27 protein-coding genes are annotated in these 26,260 nt (G+C 70.2%); 4 read left to right on the top strand and 23 right to left on the bottom strand.

Translation table 11 applies throughout. The annotated features are described in order from the left end of the window. The 15 genes from GUY59_RS24410 to GUY59_RS24340 form a co-directional block, all read right to left on the bottom strand. Positions 1-765, bottom strand: coding sequence for an ABC transporter permease (locus GUY59_RS24410; protein ID WP_138202306.1), 765 nt, complete (start codon positions 763-765; stop codon positions 1-3). Further along, positions 762-2,135, bottom strand: a complete 1,374-nt coding sequence (locus tag GUY59_RS24405) for an ABC transporter substrate-binding protein (protein WP_201761282.1) — start codon at positions 2,133-2,135, stop codon at positions 762-764. The genes GUY59_RS24410 and GUY59_RS24405 overlap by 4 nt, the downstream gene beginning before the upstream one ends. Before the next feature lie 14 nt (positions 2,136-2,149). Next, on the bottom strand, positions 2,150-2,377 hold the full coding sequence (locus GUY59_RS24400) for a 4Fe-4S dicluster domain-containing protein (RefSeq protein WP_138202304.1): 228 nt from the start codon (positions 2,375-2,377) through the stop codon (positions 2,150-2,152). Further along, positions 2,374-3,123, bottom strand: a complete 750-nt coding sequence (locus GUY59_RS24395; RefSeq protein ID WP_138202321.1) for a GntR family transcriptional regulator — start codon at positions 3,121-3,123, stop codon at positions 2,374-2,376. Before GUY59_RS24395 ends, GUY59_RS24400 begins: the two co-directional genes overlap by 4 nt. 431 nt (positions 3,124-3,554) lie before the next feature. Further along, on the bottom strand, positions 3,555-5,138 hold the full coding sequence (locus tag GUY59_RS24390; RefSeq protein WP_330849201.1) for an ABC transporter ATP-binding protein: 1,584 nt from the start codon (positions 5,136-5,138) through the stop codon (positions 3,555-3,557). Next, entirely contained in the window at positions 5,135-6,055 is a 921-nt protein-coding gene (locus GUY59_RS24385) for an ABC transporter permease (RefSeq protein ID WP_138202303.1), read from the bottom strand. The genes GUY59_RS24390 and GUY59_RS24385 overlap by 4 nt, the downstream gene beginning before the upstream one ends. An 8-nt stretch (positions 6,056-6,063) precedes the next feature. Beyond that, complete coding sequence (locus GUY59_RS24380; protein WP_138202302.1) at positions 6,064-6,969, bottom strand: ABC transporter permease; 906 nt, start codon at positions 6,967-6,969, stop codon at positions 6,064-6,066. Next, on the bottom strand, positions 6,966-8,564 hold the full coding sequence (locus GUY59_RS24375) for an ABC transporter substrate-binding protein (RefSeq protein WP_138202301.1): 1,599 nt from the start codon (positions 8,562-8,564) through the stop codon (positions 6,966-6,968). The genes GUY59_RS24380 and GUY59_RS24375 overlap by 4 nt, the downstream gene beginning before the upstream one ends. Beyond that, positions 8,561-9,649, bottom strand: coding sequence for an LLM class flavin-dependent oxidoreductase (locus GUY59_RS24370; RefSeq protein WP_138202300.1), 1,089 nt, complete (start codon positions 9,647-9,649; stop codon positions 8,561-8,563). Before GUY59_RS24370 ends, GUY59_RS24375 begins: the two co-directional genes overlap by 4 nt. Next, positions 9,646-10,680: an LLM class flavin-dependent oxidoreductase gene (locus GUY59_RS24365; protein ID WP_138202299.1), complete on the bottom strand. Its 1,035-nt coding sequence runs from the start codon at positions 10,678-10,680 to the stop codon at positions 9,646-9,648. Before GUY59_RS24365 ends, GUY59_RS24370 begins: the two co-directional genes overlap by 4 nt. Continuing rightward, positions 10,677-11,843: an LLM class flavin-dependent oxidoreductase gene (locus GUY59_RS24360; protein WP_138202298.1), complete on the bottom strand. Its 1,167-nt coding sequence runs from the start codon at positions 11,841-11,843 to the stop codon at positions 10,677-10,679. Before GUY59_RS24360 ends, GUY59_RS24365 begins: the two co-directional genes overlap by 4 nt. Further along, positions 11,840-13,156: an NtaA/DmoA family FMN-dependent monooxygenase gene (locus GUY59_RS24355; RefSeq protein ID WP_138202297.1), complete on the bottom strand. Its 1,317-nt coding sequence runs from the start codon at positions 13,154-13,156 to the stop codon at positions 11,840-11,842. The genes GUY59_RS24360 and GUY59_RS24355 overlap by 4 nt, the downstream gene beginning before the upstream one ends. Further along, positions 13,153-13,932: a glutathione S-transferase gene (locus GUY59_RS24350; protein WP_138202296.1), complete on the bottom strand. Its 780-nt coding sequence runs from the start codon at positions 13,930-13,932 to the stop codon at positions 13,153-13,155. Before GUY59_RS24350 ends, GUY59_RS24355 begins: the two co-directional genes overlap by 4 nt. A gap of 15 nt (positions 13,933-13,947) precedes the next feature. Next, on the bottom strand, positions 13,948-14,460 hold the full coding sequence (locus GUY59_RS24345) for a flavin reductase family protein (protein ID WP_138202295.1): 513 nt from the start codon (positions 14,458-14,460) through the stop codon (positions 13,948-13,950). 339 nt (positions 14,461-14,799) lie between these two features. Continuing rightward, complete coding sequence (locus GUY59_RS24340; RefSeq protein ID WP_138202294.1) at positions 14,800-16,146, bottom strand: lanthionine synthetase LanC family protein; 1,347 nt, start codon at positions 16,144-16,146, stop codon at positions 14,800-14,802. Between the two features lie 64 nt (positions 16,147-16,210). Between GUY59_RS24340 and GUY59_RS24335 the strand changes: the two genes are divergently transcribed. After that, positions 16,211-17,161 carry a sulfotransferase family protein gene (locus GUY59_RS24335; protein WP_138202293.1) on the top strand — a complete coding sequence of 317 codons (951 nt, stop codon included), beginning with the start codon at positions 16,211-16,213 and terminating at the stop codon, positions 17,159-17,161. 44 nt (positions 17,162-17,205) lie between these two features. Here GUY59_RS24335 and GUY59_RS24330 read toward each other — a convergent pair whose 3' ends face one another. From GUY59_RS24330 to GUY59_RS24315, 4 genes are all read right to left on the bottom strand, one after another. Then, on the bottom strand, positions 17,206-18,105 hold the full coding sequence (locus tag GUY59_RS24330; protein ID WP_138202292.1) for a hypothetical protein: 900 nt from the start codon (positions 18,103-18,105) through the stop codon (positions 17,206-17,208). Positions 18,106-18,185: 80 nt separating this feature from the next. Continuing rightward, complete coding sequence (locus tag GUY59_RS24325; protein ID WP_330849200.1) at positions 18,186-18,722, bottom strand: NADPH-dependent FMN reductase; 537 nt, start codon at positions 18,720-18,722, stop codon at positions 18,186-18,188. After that, complete coding sequence (locus tag GUY59_RS24320; protein WP_161714670.1) at positions 18,710-18,874, bottom strand: hypothetical protein; 165 nt, start codon at positions 18,872-18,874, stop codon at positions 18,710-18,712. Before GUY59_RS24320 ends, GUY59_RS24325 begins: the two co-directional genes overlap by 13 nt. Positions 18,875-18,927: 53 nt before the next feature. Beyond that, on the bottom strand, positions 18,928-19,086 hold the full coding sequence (locus tag GUY59_RS24315; RefSeq protein ID WP_442939007.1) for a hypothetical protein: 159 nt from the start codon (positions 19,084-19,086) through the stop codon (positions 18,928-18,930). Between the two features lie 29 nt (positions 19,087-19,115). Between GUY59_RS24315 and GUY59_RS24310 the strand changes: the two genes are divergently transcribed. Further along, positions 19,116-19,712 (top strand): M24 family metallopeptidase, encoded by a 597-nt coding sequence (locus tag GUY59_RS24310; protein ID WP_212746227.1) that lies wholly within the window; start codon positions 19,116-19,118, stop codon positions 19,710-19,712. On the opposite strand, the gene GUY59_RS24305 is transcribed toward GUY59_RS24310, so the two are convergent. After that, positions 19,675-20,616, bottom strand: coding sequence for a ThuA domain-containing protein (locus GUY59_RS24305; RefSeq protein ID WP_138202291.1), 942 nt, complete (start codon positions 20,614-20,616; stop codon positions 19,675-19,677). The genes GUY59_RS24310 and GUY59_RS24305 overlap by 38 nt on opposite strands. A 175-nt stretch (positions 20,617-20,791) precedes the next feature. On the opposite strand from GUY59_RS24305, the gene GUY59_RS24300 reads away from it, so the two are divergent. Beyond that, positions 20,792-22,933: an outer membrane protein assembly factor BamB family protein gene (locus GUY59_RS24300; RefSeq protein ID WP_161714669.1), complete on the top strand. Its 2,142-nt coding sequence runs from the start codon at positions 20,792-20,794 to the stop codon at positions 22,931-22,933. Between the two features lie 43 nt (positions 22,934-22,976). Here GUY59_RS24300 and GUY59_RS24295 read toward each other — a convergent pair whose 3' ends face one another. Genes GUY59_RS24295 through GUY59_RS50815 form a run of 3 tightly spaced genes read right to left on the bottom strand, consistent with a single transcriptional unit; the run spans position 22,977 to position 25,657 of the window. Then, positions 22,977-23,714: a citryl-CoA lyase gene (locus GUY59_RS24295; protein WP_138208723.1), complete on the bottom strand. Its 738-nt coding sequence runs from the start codon at positions 23,712-23,714 to the stop codon at positions 22,977-22,979. Next, on the bottom strand, positions 23,711-24,868 hold the full coding sequence (locus GUY59_RS24290; protein ID WP_138208724.1) for a CaiB/BaiF CoA transferase family protein: 1,158 nt from the start codon (positions 24,866-24,868) through the stop codon (positions 23,711-23,713). Before GUY59_RS24290 ends, GUY59_RS24295 begins: the two co-directional genes overlap by 4 nt. 15 nt (positions 24,869-24,883) lie before the next feature. Continuing rightward, positions 24,884-25,657, bottom strand: coding sequence for an IclR family transcriptional regulator (locus GUY59_RS50815; protein ID WP_252375279.1), 774 nt, complete (start codon positions 25,655-25,657; stop codon positions 24,884-24,886). Positions 25,658-25,867: 210 nt separating this feature from the next. Here GUY59_RS50815 and GUY59_RS24280 point away from each other — a divergent pair. Further along, positions 25,868-26,260, top strand: a 393-nt coding sequence (locus tag GUY59_RS24280) for an aldehyde dehydrogenase family protein (protein ID WP_161714668.1), incomplete at its 3' end; no start/stop codon positions are given.

Below are 26,260 nucleotides of genomic sequence, written 5' to 3'. Positions count from 1 at the left end.
TCACGCTCCCCTGGGCAGCCAGCGGGTGAACCGGCGCCCGATCAGCTCGACGGCGGCCGATGTCAGCCAGCCGAGCAGGCCGATGGTGACCATCCCGACCATCACCCCGGGATAGTCCACCAGCGTGTACGCCTGCCACGTGCGGTATCCGACCCCGTACTCGCCGGAGATCATCTCTGCCGAGATCACGCAGATCCACGACACACCCATGCCGACCGACAACCCGCCGAACACCCCCGGCAGGATCCCCGGCAGTAAGACGTGCCAGAGCACGTGCAGGCGCCGGCCGCCGAGCGTCCTGACGGCGTCCTCCCACAGGGTGGGCAGCGCCCGGACGGCGTGCCGGGTGCTGACCAGGATCGGGAAGAATGCGGCCACGAAGGTGATGAACACGATGCCCTGCTCGTCGGTCGGGAACATCAGGATCGCCACCGGGACGAGCGCGATCGCCGGGATGGGGCGGACCGCCTCCAGCAGCGGCAGTAGCACGTCCCGGGCGTGCGGCGACCTCCCGAGCGCCACGCCGGCGGCGATGCCCGCGATCGTGGCCAGGCCGAACCCGGTGAGAATGCGGATCAGGCTCTGCAGCAGGTCCAGCGCGAAGACCGGAGTGACGAGCTGCCGGACGGCCTCACCCGCGATCTCGTCGAGGGTGGGCAGCCTGTCGAACCTGAGCCACAGCCGGGCGTCTGCGGCGGTGAGCGCCTGCCACAGCCCGGCCGCCGCCAGGACGGAGGCCGCCCTGATGATCCATCTCCTGCTCATGCGCCGGCTTCCTTGAGCGCGGCCTCGTACGTGACGGGCTCCGCCTTCGGATGGCCGGCCCGGTAGGCGTCGGCGCCGTCCTTCGTGGTGAAGGGCAGGAAGCTCGCCCCCTCCCGGAGCCACACGGCGTGGTCGGCGAACCAGCGGGTGCCGGTGACGGTGTCGGGAACGTAGGCGGCGCGCGCCTTGGACTTGGCGGCGGCGATCTGGCGCAGCAGGCAGGTGGGCGTGGCCGCAGGTTGCGTCGTGACGGCGCCGTCGAGCCACAGCTCCGACGCGGTCTTCGGGTCCTGGACCGCTTGGCCGCACACGGGGTCGGTGCCGGTGATCGCGGCGGGGTTCGCCGTGGAGGCCACATCCTTGTCGTACGCCGGGCCGTACGCCTTGCGCAGGTAGGAGTCGTTGACGAAGGCGGGGACGTCGACGCCGCCGAAGTCGGTGCCGATGCGCTTGAGGTACGGCACGTCGTGCTCGTGCGCTGCCTTGAGCTGCGGCTTGAGCGTGACGTCGAAGGTGGAGATGCCGCCGGGCCCGTTGTAGAGGTAGACGACCTCGGGAGGCAGGCCTGTGGACTTCGCCACGGACTCGGCCGCCGCCAGCGGGTGCTCGTGCAGGTAGCGGGTGGCGTCGATCTGCGCCTTGAGGAAGGCGTCGACCACGTCGGGGTGCTCCTTCGCGTACGCCTGACGCACCACCACGCCGTGGAAGGTCGGCACGTCCAGCGCGGAGCCGTCGTAGAGCAGGCGGCCCTTGTTCTGGAAGACGAGCAGGCCGGGCCAGGCCACGAACTGCGCGTACGCCTGGACGCCGCCCGACTCCAGTTGCGAGGCGCCGACGGCGGGCTGGTGGTTGACCACCTCCACCCCGGTGACCCCGGCCCTCTCCAGGGCTTGCACCAGGGTGCCGTGCCCGGCGGAGCCGACGCTGGCGGACACCTTGGTCCCCTTCAGGTCGGACAGTGTCTCCGCCTTCGAGGCGTGCGGGACGACGACCATGTTGAGTCCGCCGCGCAGGTTGTAGCCGGTGGTGGAGATCAGCTCCGTACGGGCGGCGGGGACGTTCTGGGTGCGGGAGGCGTTGATCAGCAGCGGATAGTCGCCCATCGAGCCGATGTCGATCTTGCCGGCGACCATCTTGGCCGTGATGGGGGCGCCGGTGTCGTAGTCCTGCCACTCGACGGTGTACTTGTCGCCGAGCCGCTTCTCCAGGTAGCCGAGCGAGCGCAGCAGCGTGCCCGCGGTGACGGTGTTGATGGTCTTCGACTGGTAGCCGACGACCAGTCTCGTCTTGCCCGTGTCGCCGCCCGCGGCCCCGACGACCGAGCAGCCGGCCGCGGCGAGCAGAGCGAGGGCCGCCAGAACGACGCGCATGGCGCTTTCCTTTTTCATCGCAGCAGGTAGGGGATGTTGATGGTGACGGCGTCCACGGGGCACCTGGCCGCGCAGGGGCCGCAGTACCAGCACTCGTCCACGTACATGTAAGCCTTGCCGGTCTCGTCGCTGATCGCCAGGGAGTCCAGTGGGCAGGCCTCGACGCAGAGCGTGCAGCCGTCGATGCACAGCGCCTCATCGATGGTCACGGGCACCTCGACCCGCTGGTTGATCAGGGTCATCGGTCCTCCTCGTCAGTGGCGCGGTTCAGGTGTCCGCGCATGGTCAGGCGGTCGCCCCGGAAACGGATGAACTCCAGGTCGACGGGGCGGCCGTCAGCCAGGTGGGTGAGCCGCTCCACCATGAGCAGCGCGGCGCCGCGCGGCGCCTCCAGCACGGCTGCGGTATGTGGGTCGGCGTTGACCGCCTCCAGCGTGAGCTCGGCCATGCCGAGCGGCTGGCCGGCGATCCCCTCCAGCAGCACGAAGATGTCGTTGTTCTCCAGGTCGGCGTCGAACAGCGGCTCGCCGACGTCCCGGACCAGGTAGGTCAGGTCCAGCGAGAGCGGCAGGCCGTTGAGACGGCGGAGCCGTTCGAGATAGATGACCGGCTCGCCCGAGGACAGCCCGAGCCGGGTGCTCACGGCGGAGGGCGGCTCGATCACGGTCATGGTCCTGACCTGGTTGGTCACGTGGCCATGCTCGTGCAGCGTCTCGGCGAGACCGAGCAGCCGGTGCAGGCCGTGCGGGTACTTCTCGCCCGCGACCGTGGTACCCACTCCGGGGCAGCGCTCGACCAGCCCTTCCTCATGCAGCAGGCGCATCGCGTCGCGCACCGTGTTACGCGAGGCGCCGAACTCACGCGCCAGCGCCGCCTCCGGCGGCAGCCTGCCGTGGGGGAAGATCCCGTGCACGATCTGGCGCCTGAGCAGATCGGCCACCTGCCTGGCCCGGTCAGCACGGCGCCGCGCGGCCGCCATCTGTCCCATTTCCACCTCACCACCTGGACACAGGCAATAACCTAGCAATTGGGTAGGTAAAGTGGGATAACGGTAAGGTTGCGCCACCTTGCGCTACGCACTCACCGCCTGCGAGCAGCGGCTAATCTCCGGACGGCACAAGATCTGCCACCCCGCGGCAGCGAAATGCCCCACCGCACCATGTGCTAGCCCCTCGACATCTCAGTGCGACGATTCCCCGCTATCTTGGGTAGGAATACAGGGCTAAGGAGGGACACGCATGCCGCTGTCCTCGCAACCGCTGCGCAAGCCGGGCACGGCGGTCATCCCCTGGGCTGGGAGAATCCGCTGCGGCTGGCCGAAGACCTGGCGACAGTGGACATGCTGATGCTCCAGATAGCGTCGGAGTGCCGCCGTAGACCGGCTTGTTGCCGTCGCCTGCCGCGGTTTCCCTAACCTACCTATGTTGTGGAGATTTCCATGCGGGGCACGGCGGCGACCAGCGCGCGCGTGTAGGGGTGGCGGGGGCGGGTGAACACGTGCTCGACGTCGCCTGCCTCCGCGACGCGGCCGTCCTTCATGACCAGGACACGGTCGGCGACGTGGTGGACGACGCCCAGGTCGTGGGAGATGAACACCATCGCGGTGCCGTACTCGGCCTGGATGTCGGCGAGCAGGTCAAGGACCTGGGCCTGGGTGGAGACGTCGAGCGCGGAGACGGGTTCGTCGCAGACGAGCACGTCGGGGCGGGGGCCGAGGGCGCGGGCGATGGCGACGCGCTGGCGCTGGCCGCCGGACAGCTCACGGGGATGCCGGGCGGCCGTCTCCGGCGGCAGGCCGACGCGGGCGAGCAGGTCGTGTACGCGTTCCCGGCGTTCCGCCCGAGGCAGGCGCAGCGGCTCGGCGATCAGACGGCCGATGGTGTCACGGGGGTCGAAGGAGTCCAGGGGGTTCTGGGAGATGAGCTGGATGCGGGGCCGCAGCGGGCGGCGGGCGCGTTCGCGCTGGTGGCTCCATGGCCGCTGATGCAGGGTGACCTGGCCGCTGTCGGGTTCGAGCAGCCCGAGGGCGAGGCGGGCCAGCGTGGTCTTGCCCGAGCCGGACTCGCCGACGACGCCCAAGGTCTCGCCCTGGTCGAGGGCGAAGGAGACGTCGTCCACGACGCGGCGCGGGCCGTAGGAGCGGGTGAGCCCGGCTCCGGCGAGAACTTGGAGCGAGGAGCCGAGGGAGGGGCGGGTGCGCGGGGTACCGGTGGTGAGGCGGGTGCCGCGGGAGGCGGCGGACGGCACGGCGGCCAGCAGCGCGCAGGTGTGGTCGTGCGCGGGTGCGGCCAGCACCTCCCGGACGGGCCCCTCCTCCACGACCTGCCCGTCCTGCATGACCAGGATGCGGTCTGCGATCGAAGCGACCACCGCCAGGTCGTGGCTGATCAGCAGTATCGCGGTCCCGGCGGCCTTGCGTTCGGCGAGCAGCCGCAGGATCTGGGCCTGAACGGTGACGTCGAGTGCGGTGGTGGGCTCGTCGGCGATGATCAGCTCGGGGTCGGCGGCGATGGCGGAGGCGATCAGCGCCCGCTGCCGCAGCCCGCCGGAGAGCTGGTGGGGGTACTGCCTGACCCGGGTCGCCGGATCCGGTATGCCCACCGCGTCGAGCAGCCCCAGCACCCGGTCCGCGCGGCGGGCCCGGGGCACGACGTCGTGGACGGTGAGCACCTCGGCTATCTCGGCGCCCACGGTACGCAGCGGGTCGAGCGAGACCAGCGCGTCCTGCAGGACGAGTCCGGCGAACCCGCCGCGCAGCCGCCGCCAGTCGCCCGGGGTGAAGGCGAGGGCGTCCCTGCCGGAGACGCGGAACGCCGAGGCCCGCACGGCCGAGCCGGGTCCGGCCAGGCCGAGCAGCGCTCGTGCGGTGACGCTCTTGCCGGAACCGGACTCGCCGACGATCGCCACGCACTCGCCGGGCGCGATCGACAGGGAGACACCGCGTACGACCTCGGCATCGCCGAAGCTCACGCGCAGGTCCTCGACGGTCACCAGCGACGTCACGATGTTCTCCCCTCGAAGCGGCGTTGCAGGCGGCGCCCGACGACGGTCAGGCAGACGACGGTGAGCGTGATCGCCAGGCCCGGAAAGAGTGCCTCCCACCAGGCGACCCGCAGGTAGTTGCGGGCTTCGGAGAGCATCGCGCCCCACTCGGCCGCCGGCGGCTGAGGTCCCATACCGAGGAAGCTGAGCCCGGAGCTGGCGATCACGGCCTGGCCGAGGCCGATGGTGGCCAGCACGGGGATCGGGCCGAGCACGTTGGGCAGCACGTGCCCGGCGATGATCGCCAGGCGGGAGCGGCCGAAGGTGAGCGCCTGCTCGACGTATCCGGAGTGGCGGACGACGAAGGTCTGGGCGCGGATCACGCGGGCGTAGTTGGGGAGCTGAGCGACGGCGATGGCGAAGATGACGTTGCCGGTGCCCGGGCCGGTGATGGCCACGACGAGGAGGGCGAGCAGCAGCTCGGGCAGGGTGGACAGCACGTCGAACGAGCGGGCCAACACCTCGTCCAGCCATTTCGGCGACAGCCCGGCGGCGAGGCCGAGCAGCACGCCGGAGGTGACGGCCAGAGCGGTGGCGGCGACGCCGATGCTGATGGAGTGGCGGGCTCCATGGACGACCCTGGCCAGCACGTCGCGGCCGAGGTGGTCGCTGCCGAACCAGTGGGCGCCGCCGGGCGGTGCGAGCGCGTTCAGCGGGTCGGCGGCCAGCGGGTCGGCGTACGTGAGCAGCCCGGGCACCGCGACGGCCGCGGCGAGGAGGCCGAGGAAGGCCACCGGCACCAGCCGGCGCAGGAGGTCCGCCGCGGCTGACCGGCTCGAGGCCGGCCGGGTGGGCCGGGCCGGGCTCGAGCGGGTGGCGTGCCGAGGACGCAGGATCTTCCGGTCGGGGCGGGATTCCCTGCGGGTGAGTACGCGCATCGCCCGGGTCACCCTCGTATCCGCGGGTCGATGACGCGGTAGGCCAGGTCGAGCAGCGTGCTGACGGTGACGTACACGACGGCCGACAGCAGCACGACGGCCATCACCACAGGCATGTCCCGGCCGGTCACCGCCTGCATGGCCACCTGGCCGAGCCCGGGCCGCCCGAACAACACCTCGGTGATGACCGCGCCGCCCAGCAGTGTCCCGGTGAACCACCCGGCCAGCGTCACGGCGGGGATCAGCGCGTGACGCAGGGCGTGCCGGGCGACCAGGGCGCGCTCGGTGAGCCCGCGCGCCCGCGCCGTCACCGCGAACGGCTGCTCCAGCGCCCGTTCGAGCCCGCCGCGCAGCACCTGTCCCAGCACGCCGGCGATGGGCAGGCCGAGCGTGAGCGCGGGCAGCACCAGCGCCTGCGGCCCCTGCGCCCCGGAGACCGGGAACCAGCCGAGCGTGAACGAGAACACCGACAGCAGCACGAGCCCGATGAGGAAGGGCGGCACCGACACCGACACAAGCTCGGCCGCGGAGGCGGCACCGCGCAGCCACCGCCCTCTGCCCGCCGTGACGACCGCGATGACCCCCGCGAGCGCCACACCGGTGGCCGCCGCCGCGAGCGTGAGCTGGGCGGTCGGCCCGAGCTGGGTGGCGAGGATCTCTCCGACGCCACGTTGCTGCTGGTAGGAGCGGCCGAGGTCGCCGTGGAGCAGTCGCCACAGGTAGGACAGGTACTGGGCGATCTGCGGTCGGTCGAGCCCCCACTCGGCGACGATCCCGGCCCTGATCTCGGGCGTGTCGGGGCCGTCGCCGACCAGGATGTCGACGGTGTCGCCGGGGGCCAGCAGCAAGGCCACGTACGAGGCGGTCGCCGCGGCCCAGAGCACGGCCAGCCCGGTGCCCAGTCGCTTGATCATGTGCCGATCCGCACGTCGTACGCGCTCGCCGGAGTGCCGGAGGAGGGGTCGAAGCCGAGTCCCTGGACGCTCTTATGCGCGGCGATCTGGTCGGCCGGCACATAGAGCGGGAACACGATGGCCTTCTCCCGCACTGCCACCTGCTGCACCTTGGCGTACAGCTCCTTGCGTTCGGCCTGGTCGGAGGTGGCCGAGGCGGTGGCGAGCCACTTGTCCACTTGCGGGTCGGCGAAGCGGGTGCGATTGATGGCGGCCTTCGCCGACAGGATGAGGTTGAGCGCGGCGCCCACGTCGGAGTCGCCGCGTGAGTTGCCGAAGAGCTCGTACTCGTTCTCGTCCAGAGCCTTCTGGGCGGTGCCCTGGTCCACGATCTTGACCTGGAAGTCGATGCCGGCGCTCTGCTTGACCTGCGCCTGGATGGCCTGGGCGAGGATGTCCCGCCGGTCCCGGACGAACGGCGCGGAGGCGACCTCCCGTACGGTGAGCCGCTTGCCGTCCTTGACCCGGAACCCCTCGGCGTCGCGTTGCTTCCAGCCGGCCTCGTCGAGCAGGGCGTTGGCCTTGGCCACATCGCCGCCGTAGGTGTTTTCGAGGGTGGCGTCGTAGAAGGGGCTCTTCTTGCCGACGATGCTCCACGCCCTGGTGGCGGTGCCCTGGTAGACGGACTTCAGCACGGCGTCCACGTCCACCGCCTGGCGGAAGGCCTCCCGTACGCGCTGGTCGTCGAAGGGGGCGTGTGAGGTGTTGAAGTAGTAGGAGTAGGCGGTGCCGGAGTTGAGCGACGTCTGCAGGGCCAGGTCCGGGTCCTTCTTGATCAGGTTGACTTCGGTGGCGGGGACGCCTTCGATGACCTGCACCTGGCCGGAGGTGAGCGCGCCGACGCGGACGGCGGCCTCGGGCAGGAACCGGTAGGTGATCTCCGACAGGTGGGCGGGGCCCTGGTGGGCCGCCCCGGCGGGCGGCCACTTGTAAGAGGGGTTGCGGCGGTAGTGGTTCTCCTGTCCCTGGATGTACCGGTCGAGGATGAACGGCCCGGTGCCGACCAGGTCGGGCCCGCCGAACTTGAGGTCCTTGGCGCTCTTGAGCGACTTCGGCGAGACCTGCCCGGCGTTCGGTGAGGCGAGGAAGTCGAGGAACAGCGCGTCCGGCTCCTTGAGTGTGATCTTCAGCTGGTACGGCGACACGACCTCCGCCTTGTCGAAGGCCTTGAGCTGGATCGCGGCCACCGACGGGTTGTAGCCGGGCACCCTGAACTGCTCGAGGTTGGCCTTGACGGCGGCGGCGTCGAACTTCGTGCCGTCGTGGAAGGTCACGTCGTCCCGTAAGTCGAGGGTGTAGGTCAGTCCGTCGTCTGACACCTGCCACGCTTCGGCGAGCCAGGGCCGGAACGTGCCGTCCTCGGCCTTCGACAGCAGCGCGTCGAACTGGTCGAACACCAGCAGCCTGACCTTGTTCTGCGCCCACAGCTGCGGGTTCAGGGTGATCGGCTGTGTCTCGATGGCCCAGGTCAGCGAGGTGCTCTGGGCGGTCTGAGCGGTCGGCGCGCCGCAGGCGGCGAGCGTGAGAACCAGTAGGGCGGGGGTCAGGCGCTTCACGGGCGGTCCCAGGCTTGGGCGAGCAGCTCGTACGAGCGGACGCGGTCGACATGATCGTGGGTGATGGTGGTGACCAGCAGCTCGTCGGCCCCGTTCACCCGGCGCAGCACACGCAGCCGCTCGGCCACCTGCTCCGGCGAGCCGACGAACTGCGTGTCGAGCCGGTCCTTGACGAGCTCGCGATCGGCGGCGGTCCAGACGTGCGCGTCGGCCTCCTCCGCCGAGGGGTACGGCATCGCGCCCGCGCCGGTCCTGATGCTGCGGACCCACAGCCCGTACCCCTTGGCCCGCTCGCGGGCCGTGGACTCGTCGCCGGCGACGACCGCGTCCGCCGACACGATCACGTAGGGCTCTTCCAGGACGTCGGACGGCTTGAACGCCTCCCGGTACGCCTCCACCGCCTCCAGCACGCTGGAGGGGCTGACGTGGTAATTGGCCGCGAACGGCAACCCCCGCTCCCCCGCCACCTGCGCGCTCTGGCCGCCGCTGCTGCCGAGGATCCACACCTGCACGTCCGCGCCCTCGCCGGGCACCGCGTGGGCGTCGTGCGTGCCGTTGAGGAAGGCCAGCACGTCGTCGATCTGGTCGGCGAAGTCGGGCGTCTGCGCGCCCGGCTGTTGGAGCAGGGTCGCGTAGTGGGCGAGGTGCGGGTGCCTGGCGAGCTTCGACCAGTCGAACGGCGGCGGGATGAGCAGCCCGTCGACGACCCTCGCGTCCTTGGGCTCGAAGGCGTCCTTGGCCGGCTCGGCGCGGCGCTGGCCGGACCGGCCGATGCCGAGGTCGATGCGGCCCGGGTACAGCGCGTCGATGAGCCCGAACTGCTCCACCACTGACAGCGGCGTCTGGTGCCCGAGTTGCACGGCTCCCGACCCGACCCGGATGGTGGACGTAGCGGCCGCCACCAGGGCGATCAGCACGGCCGGGGCGGAGCTGGCCACGCCGGGCGCGAAGTGGTGCTCGGCCACCCAGTAGCGGCGGTAGCCGAACTCCTCGGCTTTGCGTGCCAGGTCGATGGTGTTGCGGAGCGCGTCACCCGCGTTGCCGCCGGAGGTGATGGGGGCGAGGTCGAGGATGGACAGTGTCACGCGATACCTCCGGGGAACGGCCTGCTGGGGATCTCCGCCCGCAGCACGGGCGCGATCTCGGTCTGGAACAGCTCCAGCGCGTCCCGGTGCTGCGTCGGGGTGAGCCCGTCGGCGTCGGCGTGCAGGTGCATGACCTCGTGGCCGAACAGCTTGTGGTAGCGCAGCACCTTGTCGATGACTTGCCGCGGGCTGCCCACCAGGATCGAACTGCGCTCGATGGCGTCCTCCAGGGTCGGGAAGACGATCGGCAGCCCGAGCTTCCGCTGGAACGCCATGCGTGCCTCGTAGATCGGCCGGTAGGTCGCGATGGCCTCCTGCGAGGTCCTGGCCGCGTAGTAGCCCGCTGTCCCGGCTCCCACCAGCGCGTCGGCCGGGTCGTGCCCGTAGTGCGCCCAGCGCTCCCGATAGTGGTCGATCAGCTCGGCGTACGGGTCGATGGGGTTGGTGACGTTGGCGGAGAACAGCGGGTCGCCGTAGCGGGCGGCCAGGTCCACCGACTCCTTGCTGGTGGCGCTGCCGTGCCAGACGCGGACCGGCCGCTGCAGGGGGCGGGGCCAGGTCTCGGCCTCGGTGAGCGGCGGCCGGAACCGGCCCTCCCAGGTGACCTTGTCCTCCCGCCAGAGGCGGCGGAACAGCTCGTACGACTCGCGGTTTCTGTCCCATTGGTCCTCGGCCGTGACGTGGAACAACCGGGCCTGCGCGGCGCCGTTACCCTTGCCGACGATCAGCTCGAGCCGGCCCTCGGACAGGTGGTCGAGCGTGGCGTAGTCCTCGTACGCCCGCACCGGGTCCAGCAGGCTCAGCGTGGTGACCGCGGTGAACAGCCGGATCCTGGACGTCCTGGCCGCGATGTGGCTGAGCACCACCGGCGGCGAGGAGGAGATGAACGGCCGCTCGTGCCGCTCCCCCACGCCGAACCCGTCGAAACCGAGATCCTCGGCGAGCACCGCGGTCTCGACGACCTCGCGGAACCGTTCGGTGGGCGATCGGTCGTCGTTGTGCACGATCAACGTAATGAGCAGGAATTTCATGACACCTCCGCGTAGCGGCTGGCCGGGCGCGGCAGGCCGAGCAGCCCGCGCAGCGTGGCGGCCTCGTACGCGTGCCGGAACGCCCCACGCCCCCGCAACTCCGCGGTCAGTCCCCGGGCGATCTGCGTCAGGTCGTACGGCAGCGCGCCGGGCCGCAGCCGGAACCCCTGGATCCCGGCCCGCCGCCACTCCAGCAGCACGTCGGCCAGCTCCCCTGCGGTGCCGATGAAGATCGCGGCGTCGGAGACGAGCTCATCCCCGTCCAGTTCGTCGAGCCGCGCCTTGCGCCCGCCCGCGTCCTCGCCCAGGAAGACCAGCAGGTCGGCGAAGATCTTCAGCTCGCCGGACAGCCCTCTGACCTCCTCCACGATCGCGCGGGCCTGCTCGGCCGAGTGCGGCGTGACGTACACGACGTCGGCGCCCCCCGCGGCGAACTCGTACGGCAGCCGCGCGTGCGCCAGCGCGGTCACCACCGGCTGTCCCTGAGGCGGGCGCGGCGTGATCGACGGCCCCTTGACCGAGAAGAACCGCCCGGCGAAGTCGATGTAGTGGAGCTTGTCCCGGTCGATGAACCGCCCGGTGGCCACGTCGCGGATCTCGGCGTCGTCCTCCCAGCTGTCCCAGAGCCGCCGCGCCACCTCCACCGCGTCGGCGGCCTCGGCGAACAGCTCGCGCACGTGGGGATCGGCGGACAGGTCCATGCCGCCCGGCCGGTTCAGGATCTGGTCGACCGGCGGGAACTCCTTGCGGCCGAAGTGCCGTGCCTCGGCGGCCCGCGGGGAAACCTGAGCCCGCCAGCCCGCCCGGCCCCCGCTGACGTGGTCGAGGGTGGCGATGCCGATGGCCACGTGGAACGGCTCGGTGTGGGTGGTGGTGGCGGTCGGCACCAGCCCGATCCGACTGGTGAGCGGGGCCAGCCGGGCCGCGAGCAGAACGGCGTCGAACCGGCCCCGCACCTGGTCGGTACGGTCGTCGAAGCCGTCGGGCAGCGTGGACTGCGGCCCGAGCGCGTCCTCGATGGTGACGAAGTCGAGCAGCCCGTGCTCGGCCTCGGCCACCAGCGCCGCCCAGTATCCCGCCGAGAAGACGGCCGGCGAGGACTCCCGCCAGGCCGCGGGGTGCCAGCCCGCGGCGTCCAGCGCCACGGCCAGGTGCAACGTCATGCGAGCTCCAAATGGTCACGGAGGGTCGTGCCGGTGTAGTCGGCACGGAAGACGCCGCGCTCCTGCAGCAGCGGCACCACCCGGTCGGCGAACTCGTCGAGCCCGCCTGGCGTCAGATGCGGCACGAGGATGAACCCGTCAGCGGCGTCCGCCTGCACGTGCTCGTCGATCAGCCGGGCCACGGTCTCGGGGGTGCCGATGAACGTCTGTCGCCCGGTCACCTCGATCACCAGCTCGCGGATCGTCAGGCCCTTCTCCTCGGCCAGCGCCCGCCACTTGGCAGCCATGGCAGCGCGGTCCTTGATCGGCACCCGGCCCTGTAAGACGCCTTCCGACAGGTCCGGCTCGACGTCCGGCAGCGGCCCCTCGGGGTCGTGGGCCGACATGTCACGACCCCACACCTGCTCCAGGAACGCGATCGCGGTCTGCGGCGCGACCTGCTGGCGCCGGATGTGGGCGGCGTTCTCGGCGGCCTCCTCCTCGCTGCCGCCCAGCGCGAACGTCACACCGGGCATGATCTTGAGCTGGTGGGGCTCGCGGCCGTACTTGGCCAGGCGGCGTTTGACGTCGGCGTAGAACCGCTGACCGTCCTCAAGCCTGCCGTGCGGGGTGAAGATCACGTCGGCGTTGGCGGCGGCGAACTCGCGGCCCTCGTCGGAGTCGCCCGCCTGGATGATCACAGGGCGTCCCCGCGTGCGCGGCAGGGTGAACCGGCCCTGGACCGTGAAGTGCTCGCCGGAGTGCTCGACCGTTCCGATCGCACCCGGCCGGACGAACGTGCCGGTCTCCGGGTCGGCGGCGATCGCGTCCGGCCGCCAGGAGTCCCACAGCTCGCGCGCCAGGCGGAGGAACTCGGCGGCCCTGTCGTACCTGTCGGCCCGGTCGAGGAAGCCGCCGCGGCGGAAGTTCTCGCCGGTGAAGGCATCGGAGGTCGTCACCACGTTCCACGCCGCTCGGCCCTCGCTCAGGTGATCGAGCGTGGACAGCCGCCGGGCGATCTCGTACGGCTCGTTGAAGGTCGCGTTGACCGTGCCGGCCAGTCCGAGCCGGTCCGTCACCGCAGCGAGGGCGCTGAGCACGGTGAGCGCCTCCGGGCGCCCCACCACGTCGAGATCGTGGATGCGACCCTTCAGCTCGCGCAGCCGCAACCCCTCGGCCAGGAAGAAGAAGTCGAACTTGCCACGCTCGGCCGTCCTGGCCAGGTGGACGAACGAGGCGAAGTCGATCTGGCTGCCGGAGCGCGGGTCGGCCCAGACGGTGGTGTTGTTCACGCCCGGGAAATGGGCAGCCAGATGGACCTGCTTGCGCGTCATCGGCCCCGCCCGTGGGGTGCGTCCCAGGTTGCGGGCCGACCCTTGGTGGTCTCGCGGAAGGCGGGCCGCTGGTGGAGGTCGCGGGCGTAGGGCCACAAATAGTGGAAGTCGCTCAGTTCCCGCTCGCTGGCGAGGTGGCAGCGGTTGTACCGCTCGCGGTTGTCCTCGGTGGTGGCACGGGCCACGCGGGACACGCCGGTGTTGACGTCGTAGTAGATCCACCCGTTCAGCTTGTCGATCTCCGGGCGCAGCGTGTCCGGGTAGAGATCGATCGATGTGTCGGCCCATTGCTCGAACTGCGTGGCCAGGTCGATCGTGATGTCGGGGAAGTTGTAGCCGACGATCGTGCCGGTCCGCCGGTCCCACAGCACGGGGACCGAGATGTGGCCGCCGTACCCTTTCTCGGTGGCGTCGTAGGCCTGCTCCAGCAGGGTGAAGCCGTTGACCGGGTCCGGGCCCCCGCGTTCCCTGAAGGCCCAGCCGCGGCCGTCGCGCTCGTCGTCCACATAGGACAGGGAGACGACGTCCTCCAGGCCCTTGAGCTTGCGGACGACCGCGGCGCGGTGGGCGTAGGGGCAGACCCAGGCGACGCAGAGGTGGTAGCGGCCGGGCTCGGCGCGGAAGCTGCTGGGGCCGTCGGCGGTGATCCGGCTCTGGAAGGGGTAGACCGGGCGGTTCCAGTCCGGCGAAAGGTGCAGGCGGCCGGGGCCGTAGTGGCCGTAGGCGGTGTGGTCGACGGGGCTCGCGTAGGCCCGCTTCTGCGTGGGTGTGGACACAAGCGGCTCCGGGGTTCAGGAGTCGGGGTGGGCCAGGAAGCGGCCGAAGCGGCCCTGGTGGTAGAGGAGGGGGCGGCCGGCGTGCCGTACGTGGGCCTCGGTGACCAGGCCGACCACCAGGAGGTGGTCGCCGACCTCGGCTCTCTCGTAGGGCAGGCAGATCAGGTGCGCCGAGACGTCCTGCAGCAGCGGCGCGCCCAGCGGTCCGGGCCGCCAGCGGGTGGGCGCGGCGAAGCGGTCGATGTCCTTGCGGGCGAAGCGGGCCGCCAGCTCGGCCTGGTCACTGGCCAGGATGTTGACCGCGAAGTGGTCGGCGGCGCCCAGTTGCGGCCAGGTGGTGGAGGAACGGTCCACGTAGAAGGAGACCAGGGGCGGTTCCAGGCTGACGGAGGAGAAGGACGTGGCGGTGAGCCCTACGGGAATGCCGTCGTTCTGCGCGGTGATGACCACGACGCCGCTGGCGTGCACGGCGAGCGCTTGCCTGAACTGGTCGGCGGCGATGGCGCGGTCGGGCAGCGTGTCGGTCATGCGGGCACCCCCGTGCGATGCGGAAGGCGGACAGGGTGGCCGGGTGTCACTGATGGCACGATCACGAGAGAGTTCCTCACGGGAGAAGGCATGCTCACGCGGCGCCCGGGCGGCTGCCGGGAGCGCGGAGAAACAGGAGTCGTCGGAGGAGGCGTGGACGGCGCCGGCCACGCCGGGAGCACGAGAGTGGGATTCGGCGACTACGGGTCCGTGATCAACGACACTGCGCGCTGGCGACGTGGCCGAAATCCACGTGGGAGCGCCTGGTCAGGAGGAAGCCCTGGCTCATACCAACGACGCTAAGCCACTATCTCCGACAAGTCAACATTTCCTACTGGTTTAGAGGGTAATCCCGTCACTTAGCCGGCCAGGTGGCACGGGGATGGCGGGGAACGGATTGTCGGGCAGGAGGATGGCCCGGCGTGCGTGGCGTGGCTGCATGGCGGCATCGAGGTGCAGCAGGGCCGCGCCGATGCCGGCCGCGCCGACCATGTAGCCGGTGTCCGCGCTCACCTCGCCGGGACGCAGCCGCCGGTACGCCTGGTACCAGCGAAGACCTCGGCCGTCGAGGTCGCTCGCGGAGCCGACGAGATGCTCGGCGAGCCCGCCGGCGAAGGCCAGGTAGGCGTCCTTCCCCGTAACCGCCCACAGCCCCGTGAACAACTCCAGCAGCCCGGCGGTGCCGCAGCACTGGCAGGCCACGTTCCAGAACCCGGGCGTGCGCCGACGCGGCGCTCCGCACTGCAGGATGCCGTTGGCCAGGCGCTCCACCCACTCCAGGTGGCCCGCGTCGCCCGTGACCCGGTACAGCTCGTAGAACATGCGGGCCACGCCCGCCGAGCCCGAGCAGAACCCCAGATAGTGCAGCGTGCGCTCGTGCGGCACGTGGTGCGGCACGACGGCGCACCGGTCGGTCACGGTGCTGACCTCGCGCACGAAGCCGGCGCCCCGGTTCGCCGCCTCCAGGAAGCGCCGCTCACCGGTGAGGCCGTACAGGCGGGCCAGCAGGAACGCCGTCCCTGCCGTGCCGGCGAGGAACCCCGGGGTGATCGCGTCCACGGGCAGGTCCGGGCAGTCGCCGAAGCGGTGGCCGGGCACGGACAGCCCGGCGATGCGCTCTCCCGCCGCCACCGCGATCTCCTCGTAGGCCGGCACGCCCAGCGCGGTGGCGGCGCGCAGCAGCCCGAGCACAATCCCGCCATCGCCGCGCTGCGCGGGATCTCCCGTCCAGCCGGGGCCGCCGTCCAGCGGGCGGGTCGCGCGGACGATCCGATCGGCCGCGGCCACGGCCTCCTCCTCGAAGCGGCCGTCGCCGAGCGCCCACCCGGCCTCGACGAGCGTCACGACGGTGCCGCTCAGGCCGTGATAGAGCGACAGATCCGCCTGCTCCCGCCAGGTGGCGGCGAGGTAGCGGGCACCCTCGCGGGCGTCCTCCAGGTACGCCTCGTGCCCGGTCGCCGCGGCCAGTTCCAGAAAGAACAGGACGATCCCGGCCGCCCCGGCGTACAGCGAGGCGGGTTCGGCGGCGGCGAGCGCCGACCGGCCCCGGGCATCCGGATTGGCCCTCCAGCACCTCCCGCCCTCGTCGTCCACGGCGGCGGAGCGTATCCACCGCCCGGCCAGGATGGCGGCGGTCAGGGGTGTCTCGGCACGCTCGCCCGGCGAGCGGGTCCTGTCCAAACCCATACTTGAGTATCCCATACTTTTGGTAGGAAAATGGGGCTACTTGACGAACGCCGGGAGGAACACAGTGTCCCTGCCTGATTTCCTGATCGCCGGGGTGCCCAAAGCGGGGACGACCGCCTTGCACAGCGCACTGCAGCAGCATCCGGAGCTCTATATGTCCACGATCAAAGAGCCGAAGTTCTTCCTGACCGACGGCCCGCCGCCCGACAGAGGCGGTCCCGGCGACGCCGCGACCTATCAGGAGCACATCTGGCGGCGCGCGGACTACGAGGCGCTGTTCGCCGAGGCGCCCCCGGGCACCCTGACCGGCGAGTCCACGCCTTTCTATCTCCACGACCTGGCCGCCCAGTGGCGCATCCACGCCGCCATCCCGGACGTCAGGCTCATCGTGACGCTGCGCGACCCGGTCGAGCGGGCCCACTCCAACTGGACGCATCTGTGGTCGGCCGGGTTGGAGCCGATCGGCGACCTGGTGCGCGCGTGCGAGGCCGAACAGCGGCGCATCGCCGACGGGTGGGGGCACTTCTGGCGCTACGTCGGGCTGGGCCGGTACGGCGAACAGCTGGAGCATCTGTTCGGCCTGTTCCCCCGCGACCAGGTGCTGATCTTCCGCTACCGGGACATCGTCGACCGGCCTGCCGCGACGCTGGATCGCATCTGCGCCTTCCTCGGCGTGCGCCCGGGGGTGCTCACCGAGGTTCCCCGGGAGAACGTGACGACGCACCCGGCCGCGGGCGCCCGGCACCTCATGCTGTCCTCATTGCGCAGGCGTCTGCCCGCCGCCCTGGCCATGCCGGTGGAGGCTCTGCTCCAGCGCCAGGGCCCGGCTCGCCGACCCTTGTCCTGGGAGCAGCGGCAACAGCTCCTCCCGTACTTCGCCGACGACATCCGGCTGCTCCAGCGCGTCACCGGCGAGGACTTCGGCGACTGGCTCCGCCCTCGCGAGCGCTCCGGCGGCCTGGTCGGCGCCCGGCCGCCCGGACAGCGGCAGTCGCGCAACGGACGCCGATCCTGATCAACGCGGGCCGGCCGACCGGCGCGGGCGGCCGGTGCGCCCGATCAGCGCAGTTCGGTGCGCAACTCGTGGGCGCCATCGGGGCGGGTGTACTCGTAGTACAGCCGGGCTCCGCCGGCGGGCAGGTCCACGATGTCCAGGTAGCGCAGGCCCCCGCCGCGATGCGGCGACAGCGCCGCGGGCTCCTCGCCCAGCGGGGTGAGCGCATCCGGCTCCGTTCCGGCGGCGATGCCGGTGCGCTCCTCGTAGTTCTCCGCCGCGCTTGCCCGGCCGTCGTAGAACGCCAGCACGCGATCGCCGTCGAAACGCACGGCGCTGACCCGGACGCCGCGCGCGTCCCACAGACCTGGACGGCCGCTCAGAGCGGTGCCGTGCCAGGTCCACTCCAAGCCGTCGGCGCTGGTGGCGTAGTCGGTGACCATCTGATCGGCCTCGTCGGGATCGGCCAGCGGGTGGCAGGAGGCCCACAGGTGCCACATACCATCCCGCCGTACGATGACCGTGTCCTTCACCCCGGTCTTCGGATCGCCCGGCAGGACGGTGACGCGCGAGCGCGCATCGAACGCTGCCGGATCGGCCGCCTCGAGCACCTCCACCCGCCAGTGCTTGGTGCCGGCGGTGGCACAGCTCAGGTACAGCCGCCAGCGCCCGTCCTGCAGGCGTACCAGTGAGGGCCGCTCCAGGGACTCGGCGTCCATCTGCTCGCGTGTGACGCTGGTCAGCGTCTCGAAGCGCTCACCGTCCGCCGAGCAAGCGACCACGACGGCGTACCCGCGGCCCTGCCCAACCGGGCGGCGCAGGCGGTAGGCGAGATAGATCAGCCCGTCCGCGGCCACCGCGCTGGGCGCGCCCGCCCAGTACCCCTCCCCCGCGGCCGGCGGCTCGATCGCGACCACAGCGCGATCGGGGTCAGGGAGCAGGGCGGCGTTCTTGTCGATCGACATGGGGGCGAGCCTAGGCGACGGGACAGGGGCTGGGCACGGACGATGACCTTCTTTGAACGTTTCCTTCGAGGCCGTCGCCGTCACGCCTTGGCGACATCCGTGAGCGCCGCCCTCACCTGCGGCGCCACCGCGGCGTGCCACTGCTCCAGCACCTCCGGCAGACGCGGGAGATCGGCCTCGACCAGCGCGAGGCCGGGCGTGGGGACGACGGCGCCCAACTCCACCAGTAGCGGGCGTAGGTGGACCTCGACGGCGAGCGCATGCCGCGCGTCGCCCATCACCAGCAAGGGCAACGCCACCGTGCCGGCCAGAGCCTGGTAGGGCAGCCGATCCAGGAACGACTTCAGCAGGCCCGTGTAGGTGCCCTTGTAGGTGGGGCTGGCCACAACGATCACGTCCGCTTCCGTGACGAGTTCCAGCGCTACCTCCACGTCCAGGGACGGCGAGGGTGAGAGCAGGTGCGGACCGAGGCCCGACAGGTCCACCTCGATCGCAGCGTCGTGCCCGATCTGCCTGGCCAGCGTCTCGGCGGCCTCGACGGCCACCGTCAGGGTCCTGGACCCGCTCCGGGGGTTGCCGACCAGTGCCACCACACTCCCGCCGCTCACGACCACCACCGCCACCAGGGTCGCCGCGGCGCGGAGGGCTGCTCCTCCAGCTCGAGCTCGGCCTCGTCGTCCGGGAGGTCGTACCAATGCGTATCCCCCGGGAGGTCCGTGCGGACGGGCACGTCGCGCTCCTCTTTCATGCCGGTAATGTACGATCTCACGTCGCCGATAGTCAACTTTTCCTACTAGCTTTACATGAATATATCACGCTCTCTCACCTGTGACGCCGAGCGCTCGCAACGGCTCGGATCGGATCTCGGTGGCGCCCCGGCCTATCCAGCCGCTGCTCGGCCGCGATCCTGCCGTGGTCGAGCACGAGGACGCGATCGGCCAGCGCGATCGCCTCGTCCACGTCGTGGGTGACCAGCAGCACGCCCGCACCCGCACGTCCACTCCGACCGGATCATCCGCCCGGGTGAACCCACGTTCTTCGACATCCTGCACAGCTACGTGGGCTACCGGACCTGCTACTACCGCACCTTCGCGGTCGGCAGCGCCTCCCCCGCCATGCGGGACACCTACAAGATCTGCCGCGAGTACATGGATCAGTCGATCGCCCTGGTCAAGCCCGGCGCCACGACCGCCGACATCGTCTCCGTGTGGCCGGCCGCGCAAGAGTTCGGCTTCGCCGACGAGGAGGCCGCATTCGCCCTCCAGTACGGCCACGGCGTCGGGCTGTCCATCTGGGAGAAGCCGATCTTCAGCCGGCTGGTCTCGCCCGAGCATCCCGAGGTCCTGGAGGAGGGCATGGTCTTCGCCCTGAAGACCTACTGGCCCGCGAAGGACGGCTGGTCGGCGGCTCGCATCGAGGAGGAAATCCTCGTGACCGCCGACGGCTGCGAGGTGATCACCAAGTTCCCCGCCGAGGACCTGCTCGTCGCCGGCCGACGGTACTTCACCACGCGAGGCGCGGTCCCACCTCAACACACCGACCCTCCCGGGATCCCCGGCATGACCGATGTCAGCGGCAGAACGGTGTCATCCCGAGCACGGACTTGACGCCGCCCAGCAGGTGCTGGAGGAAGTATCGGTCACCGTCCATGGGTTCGTCGGTCCATGCCTTGACGTCGTGACCGAGAGTGGTGAGCCACGCCTTGCCACCGTCGTAGTACTGGCACCAGCTCACCGGATGATGGTCGCCGTGGCCGGGGTGTCCGAGGTTGCCGCGTACCCCTTGGGCAAGGCTCCTCTCGTCCACCTCGGCCAGGACGCGGACCCGGGTCGGGTAAGGGACGAGATTGTACCACTCGTCGGTGAAGCCCCAGGTCCGGGGCAGCCCCTGAGTGGAGACATCGCGGCGGTCCACCGTGACGACGGTGCCGGGCTGGTTGGAGCCGTGGTCGTAGAAGTTGGCATTGCCGAGCAAACCCTCGTACCAGGGCCAGTTGTACTCGGTGCCGAACGCGTTGTGCACGCCGACGAAGCCACCACCGGCGCGGACGTACTGGCGTAATGCGGTCTGGGCAGCGTCATCCAGGGCGTCGCGGGTGGTGCTGAGGAACATCACCGCGTTGTACGACAGCAGCCGACCCGCCGACGACAACTGGGTGACGTCTTCGGTGTAGTCGACCGTGAAGCCGTTCTCCTGCCCCATTTTGATCATCGCCTTGACGGCCACGTTGTCGTCGTTGGGCGGTGGATTGAGCCCAGGGCCGAGCGGAGTGCCGAGGTGAGCGTGACGGGGACCGGCAGTGCGGCTGTAGACGAGCAGCTTGTAGCCGTTGGCAGGGTCGAAGTTGCCCCAGTCGTGGTAGCAGCGGGCATCGGTGCCCCGGCAGACACCGTAGTCGGGATCACCAAGGTTTTGCGCCGCCGAAGGGGAGGCGGCGGAACTGGGAGCGGTGGCGGTGAGCAGGAGGGCCGCCGCTCCGATGGCGGTGGCGATGGAGAGTTTGCTGCGCATGGGCACCTCGCATTGCGATCCACCACGCGGATCGATTGGTCCATTCAAGGGCTTGAGCCTAACCACGGATCTTCGATGAGAACAAGCCTTGCCTTCGCCAACTGATCGGATTTATGGTGCGTCCGTCGTATGGATCTATAGGTCCATCAAGTGGACCACCGAAGGCTTGGTGCCAGTGGAACGACGTAATTTCCTCCTCGGTGCGGCAGCCACGCTGACCGCCCCAGCCACGATCACAGGCGCGATCATCGAACCCGCCCAGGCCGCCACGGTTCCGCTGGAACGCCAGCCCGTGTCTTTAGGCGTGACGGGCAGGGACTTCCCCAAGGTCTGCGGCAACCTCGGCAACCACAACTACTCCCCGCTGAAGCAGATCACCGCCCGCACGCTGCGCCGGCTCGGCGGCGCCTGGCACGTCAACCTCGAGGGCGGCAGCACGTCCTCCGCCCAGCAGAGCACCTGCGTCGTGGAACACGGCGTCCTGTACGTCCAGACCACCCAGCAGAACGTCTTCGCCGTGGATGGCAAGACCGGCAAGATCAAGTGGAGAATGAACCTGGGCGACGAGAAGACCAACATGCGCGGCGTCGCTCTCGGCGAAAACCTGGTCTTCTCCACCTCCGGCGCCAACATTGTCTATGCCTTGAGCAAGGACACCGGCGAGGTCGTCTGGCAGCGGCAGCTCATCACCGACGGCGAAGGAGGGGGCGACACCGGCGGCTGCGACCCGGAGAACGGGCAGTGCGGCGGCCTGACCGGCACCCTTGCCGGCGCCGTCGTCTATTGGGACGGCCTCATCTACGTCGGCATGCAGGGCAGCACAGGAGGGGCACGCGGCCGGGCCTACGCGCTGAAGGCCTCCACCGGCGAGATCGTCTGGATGTTCTGGTCGTGCCCAGGTGAGGGCCAGTTCGGCAACGACACCTGGGAAGGAGAGTCCTGGAAGACCGGCGGAGCCGTTCCGTGGATCCACCCGGCGGTCGACCCGGACCTGGGGCTGGTCTACTGGACCTTCGGCGGCTCCTACCCCCGTCTCGACGGCTCCAGCCGGGGCGGCGACAACCTGTTCGCCAACTCGATCGTGGCGATCGACGCCAAGACCGGCGAGCGCAGGTGGCACTTCCAGTCGGTGCACCACGACATCTGGGACCTGGACAACGTCATGGCACCGGTGCTCGTGGACATCAACGTCAAGGGCAAGCTGCGCAAGGCCGTGGTCTACGGCAGCAAGGTCGGCATGTTCTACATCCTCGACCGGCGCAACGGGGAGCCCCTTCACGGCATGGAGGAGCGTCCCGTCCCGCAGTACGCGCAGCAGAAGACCGCGGCCACGCAACCGTTCCCCGGCGGAGAGCCGTTCACCCCGCAGGCCCCGGAGTTCGGCAAGGCCATCCGGCCGGTGCCGTTCTACGCCTGGGGTGGGCTCTACACGCCGCACTGGGACCGGGCGACGATCATCTTCCCCGGCGCGGGTGGAGGCGCGGACTGGGCGCACCTGTCATACAACCCGCATACGGGCTGGGTCTACATCGGCTACGGCCTGATCAACTCCGGCTTCTCCAACAGTCGCGACGGCCGGGTCAACACCTCGCGCCCCCTCGGCGAGTACTTCGCCGGCGGCATCGCGGCCGTCGATCCCCGTACCAACACCCCGGTGTGGGCACTGGACCGGGAGTGGTCGCTCGCGCACGGCAACGGCATCCTCACCACGGCCGGGCGGGTCATGTTCCAGGGCGGTCCCGACGGACTGCTGCACGCCATGGACGACACCGACGGCACGATCCTGTGGAGTTTCCAGTGCGGCGCCGGCGTGCACACCAGCCCGATCAGCTATGAGATCGACGGTGAGCAGTACATCGCGGTGCTGGCGGGCGGCAACGGCCTGCCGTACCCGGACATCCCCAAGGGCGACCACCTGTGGGCCTTCAAGCTCGGCGGCAAAGTCCCGCCCGCACCCACCCCGACGCCGCCGAAGAAGCGCAACGACATCAGGGCAGCCGCCCTCACCGGCACCACCATCACGCTGGGGCGGATCTGGGATGCGTCGAACCAGCAGCCCGGAGCGACTGAGAACACCGTGGCCCAGAACGCCATGTCGCCGCAGCACCTGCGCGTGCCCAAGGGAACGACGGTCACTTTCGTCAACCCCGCCGACAACGCCAATGCACATGCCGCCGTCTCGTTCTTCGAGTACGAATTCGACACCGGCGTCCTGATGCCCGGCCAGTCCTCCACCCACACCTTCGACACCCCGGGCGAGTACTTCTACAACGACGCGATCTTCCCGCAGAGCACCGGCAAGATCGTCGTCTACTGAGAAAAGGGGAGCCCCGCCGCTCGGCGGGACTCCCCTTTCAGTATCAGAGCCAGGTGGGCAGGATGGACGGCGGTATCGGCCCCTTGTTGCGCCGCCCCTGCCCTGCCTCCTCCCAGGCGTGGGCCAGGATCCCGACGGATCTGCTGAGCACGAAGAGCCCGCGCGCCAGGGGCGCCGGGAAGCCCAGCTCGGCGTAGACCACCGCGGTCGCTCCGTCGATGTTCATCGGCACCGGCACGATCAGACGCTCGACCTCGATCGCGGCTCGCAGGTACTCGCCCGTCACCACCCCGGCGTCGACGGCTTCGGATACCAGGTCGAGCAGCGGATCCCGGCGCGGATCGCGCGTATGGAAGCGATGTCCGAAGCCTGGCAGGTACTTGTCACGCGCGCGCCAGCGGGCGACCACCGCGGCCGCGTCTCCGTCCCCGACCACCTCCGCCAGCAGCCTGACGCACTGCTCGCCAGCGCCGCCATGTACATCGCCGAGCAGGTTGACACCCGTGGCGACTGCGTTGTTGAGCCCCACCCCGCATGTAACGGCCATCCTGGCGACGGCGATGGACGGCGCGTGCGGCCCATGATCGACCGACGAGACCAGCGCTGACTCCAGCAGCGCCGCACGGCGAGGATCCGGGCGTTCGCCGCGGAGCATGAGCCAGATCATCTCGGCGAAACTGATCCGCCCGATGAGCTGCTGGACCGGCTGCCCTCGCAGCTCGATGACGTCGGGCTCGATTTTCGACACCGCGGTGGCCCACCAGTCCGCCGTCTCGCTCATGAGACGCCCTCGAACTCGTCGTTGTGCTCGCCGAGCAGCGGGGCGGACCCGCGCGGGCGCAGGGCGACGCCGTTCACGACCACGCCGTTTCCGGTGACGGTGACCTGCCGCTCGCCCGATCCCGCGATCGGCACCTCGGTCAGGAAGCCGCGATGGCGTAGCTGGTCGAGTGCCAGCGCTTGCGGGACGGTGAGAATGCGGGCGGCGGGAACGCCTTCGCAGGAGAGGATCTCCTCCCACTCAAGCGCGGTCTTGGCCCGCAGCGCCTGGTTGAGCTCCTGGTTAAGGGCCTGCCTGTGGGCCTTACGGGCTTCCCGCTCGGCGAAGCGGGGGTCGGTGACCAGGTCGGACCGGCCGGTGAGCCGGCACAGGGTCTCGAACTGGGCCTGCTGGTTGGCGGCGATGTTGATAGGCCCGTCGGCGGTCTCAAAGGTGCCGGAGGGGGCGGCGGTGGCGTTCTGGTCGCCCATCGGCTCCGGTTCGACCCCGCTGATCAGGTAGTTGGAGACGGTCCAGCCCATGGCCGAGATGGAGGCCTCCAGCATGGACAGGTCCAGGAAGCAGCCCTGCCCATTGCGGCGACGTCCGGCCAGTGCGGCGGAGACGGCGAGGGCTGCCATCAGCCCTCCGATAGTGTCGCAAATGGGAAATCCCACCCGCAGCGGAGCGGTGTCAGGGGTGCCGGTGACACTCATCATGCCGGACAGCCCTTGGATGATCTGGTCGTAGGCGGGCGCCCCGCTCATCGGCCCGCTCTGGCCGAAGCCGGAGATCGCACAGTAGACCAGGCCGGGGTTGAGCTCGCGCAGCCGGTCCCAGCCGTAGCCTAGCTTGGCCAGCACCCCTGCTCTGAAGTTCTCCAGCAGGACGTCGGTTCCGGCGATCATCGATTCGAACGCGGCCCGCCCGGCGGGGCTCTTCAGGTCGAGTTCGACCGAGCTCTTGCCGGCGTTCTGGGCGAGAAAGGAGGCGCCCATCTGTTCCCGGTTGAGCTCCGGATCGGGTCCGAGCCGCCGGGCGAGATCCCCGACGCCGGGCAGCTCCACCTTCACCACCTCCGCGCCGAACAGCGTCAACTGGTAACTGCAATAGGGCCCGGCCAGCACATTGGTCAGGTCCACGACCTTGACGCCGTCCAGTGGCAACTGCTGCATGCACGCTCCATTGAGTCAAGTCAGAGGATGGTCGAACCCGCGCTCCGACATGCGCTTGGCGGCCTCGCGCAGATCCGCGGCGAACTGCTCGACGCGGTCGTCGGTGAAGCGGACCGTGGGGCCGCTGAGCGTCAGCGTCGCCACGGTCGCCCGCGAGCCGCTCGTGACCGGGACGGCGACCGCGGACAGACCGGGCTCGCGTTCACCATGGCTGACCGCGAACCCGTCCCGCGCGGCCTCGTCGATCCACTCCCGCAGCGTGGCCACGTGTGCCGCCCCATGGGGAGAAGAGCGGGCCACTCGCGCGAGCAACCGCTCCGGCGCGTCCTTCAGCAGGACCTTGGAGGAGGCACCCGCCCACAGGGGCAGCTCGTCGCCCACCCGCACCACATGGCGCAGCGGCTGCGGGCTCTCCTGCTGGGCGATGCAGATGCGGTGGATGTCGCGCAGCACGTAGAGGTTGACGGTCTCCCGGTGCCGCGTGCCGAGCTCACGCATGAGCTGCACGGTCTCGGGCGGCAGTTCCCAGGACGAGCGCGCGAGATGCGCCCAGCGCCACAGGGCCGGCCCGGCCGTGTATCCCTTGGACGTGGCCCATAGCAACCCCATGTGCTCCAGAGTCTGCAGCAGGCGCAGCGCCGTGGTCTTGGCCAGGCCCGTCTCGTCGACGACCTCCCGGATCGTCAACATCCGCCGGTCCTCGGTGAGCAGGGAGAGGATGTCGAACGCACGCTGGACGCTGCGCACACCCCCGCTCTCCCCCGACGCTGCGGGAATGTTCGAAGGCACGGATCCTCACTAATGAGTCGAAGGTGAACCTGCTGCTCACCCTCTCATGTGGTCCGTACGCTAACACCCAGTCCGCTAAGCGGTCCATATGCTCCGTCAAGCGGATTACCAAGACCTCTTGCCAGACCCATAGTCGTGCTCATACCGTGAGGCGACAATCCACAGTGCGGAATCTGAGAACCGCTACGCGGATCGACGGGAGTCATCAGCATGAACACCATCCACGAAGCCGGGTGCTTAGTCGCCGGCGAGTGGCTGACCGGCGGCGAGCATGTCGACCGCATGGGCCCTTACCTGCGGGAAACCGTCAGCCGGGCACGAACGGCCCAACCCGGCGACATCACCGCGGCCCGAACCTTCGCCGGGCAGGCAGCCAAGCAGATCGCGCGGCTGGCGCCGGCCACCCGTGCCGACATCCTGGAACGCGCCGCCGCCTCGGCCATCGCGCAGGCCGACCAGTTGGCCGGCCTGCTGGCGGTTGAGCTGGGCAAGCCGCTCAAGGACGGGCGTGGCGAGATCGCCCGGGTGGCCGACACCCTGTCCGTGGCCGCGGCGGAGGCCAGGATGATCGGTGGCGAGGTGCTGCCGGTGGCGGGGTGGGGC

The organism is Nonomuraea sp. K271, from assembly GCF_009908215.1.
Lineage (GTDB): Bacteria > Actinomycetota > Actinomycetes > Streptosporangiales > Streptosporangiaceae > Nonomuraea > Nonomuraea longispora.
This window is presented reverse-complemented; position numbering and strand designations above follow the sequence as displayed.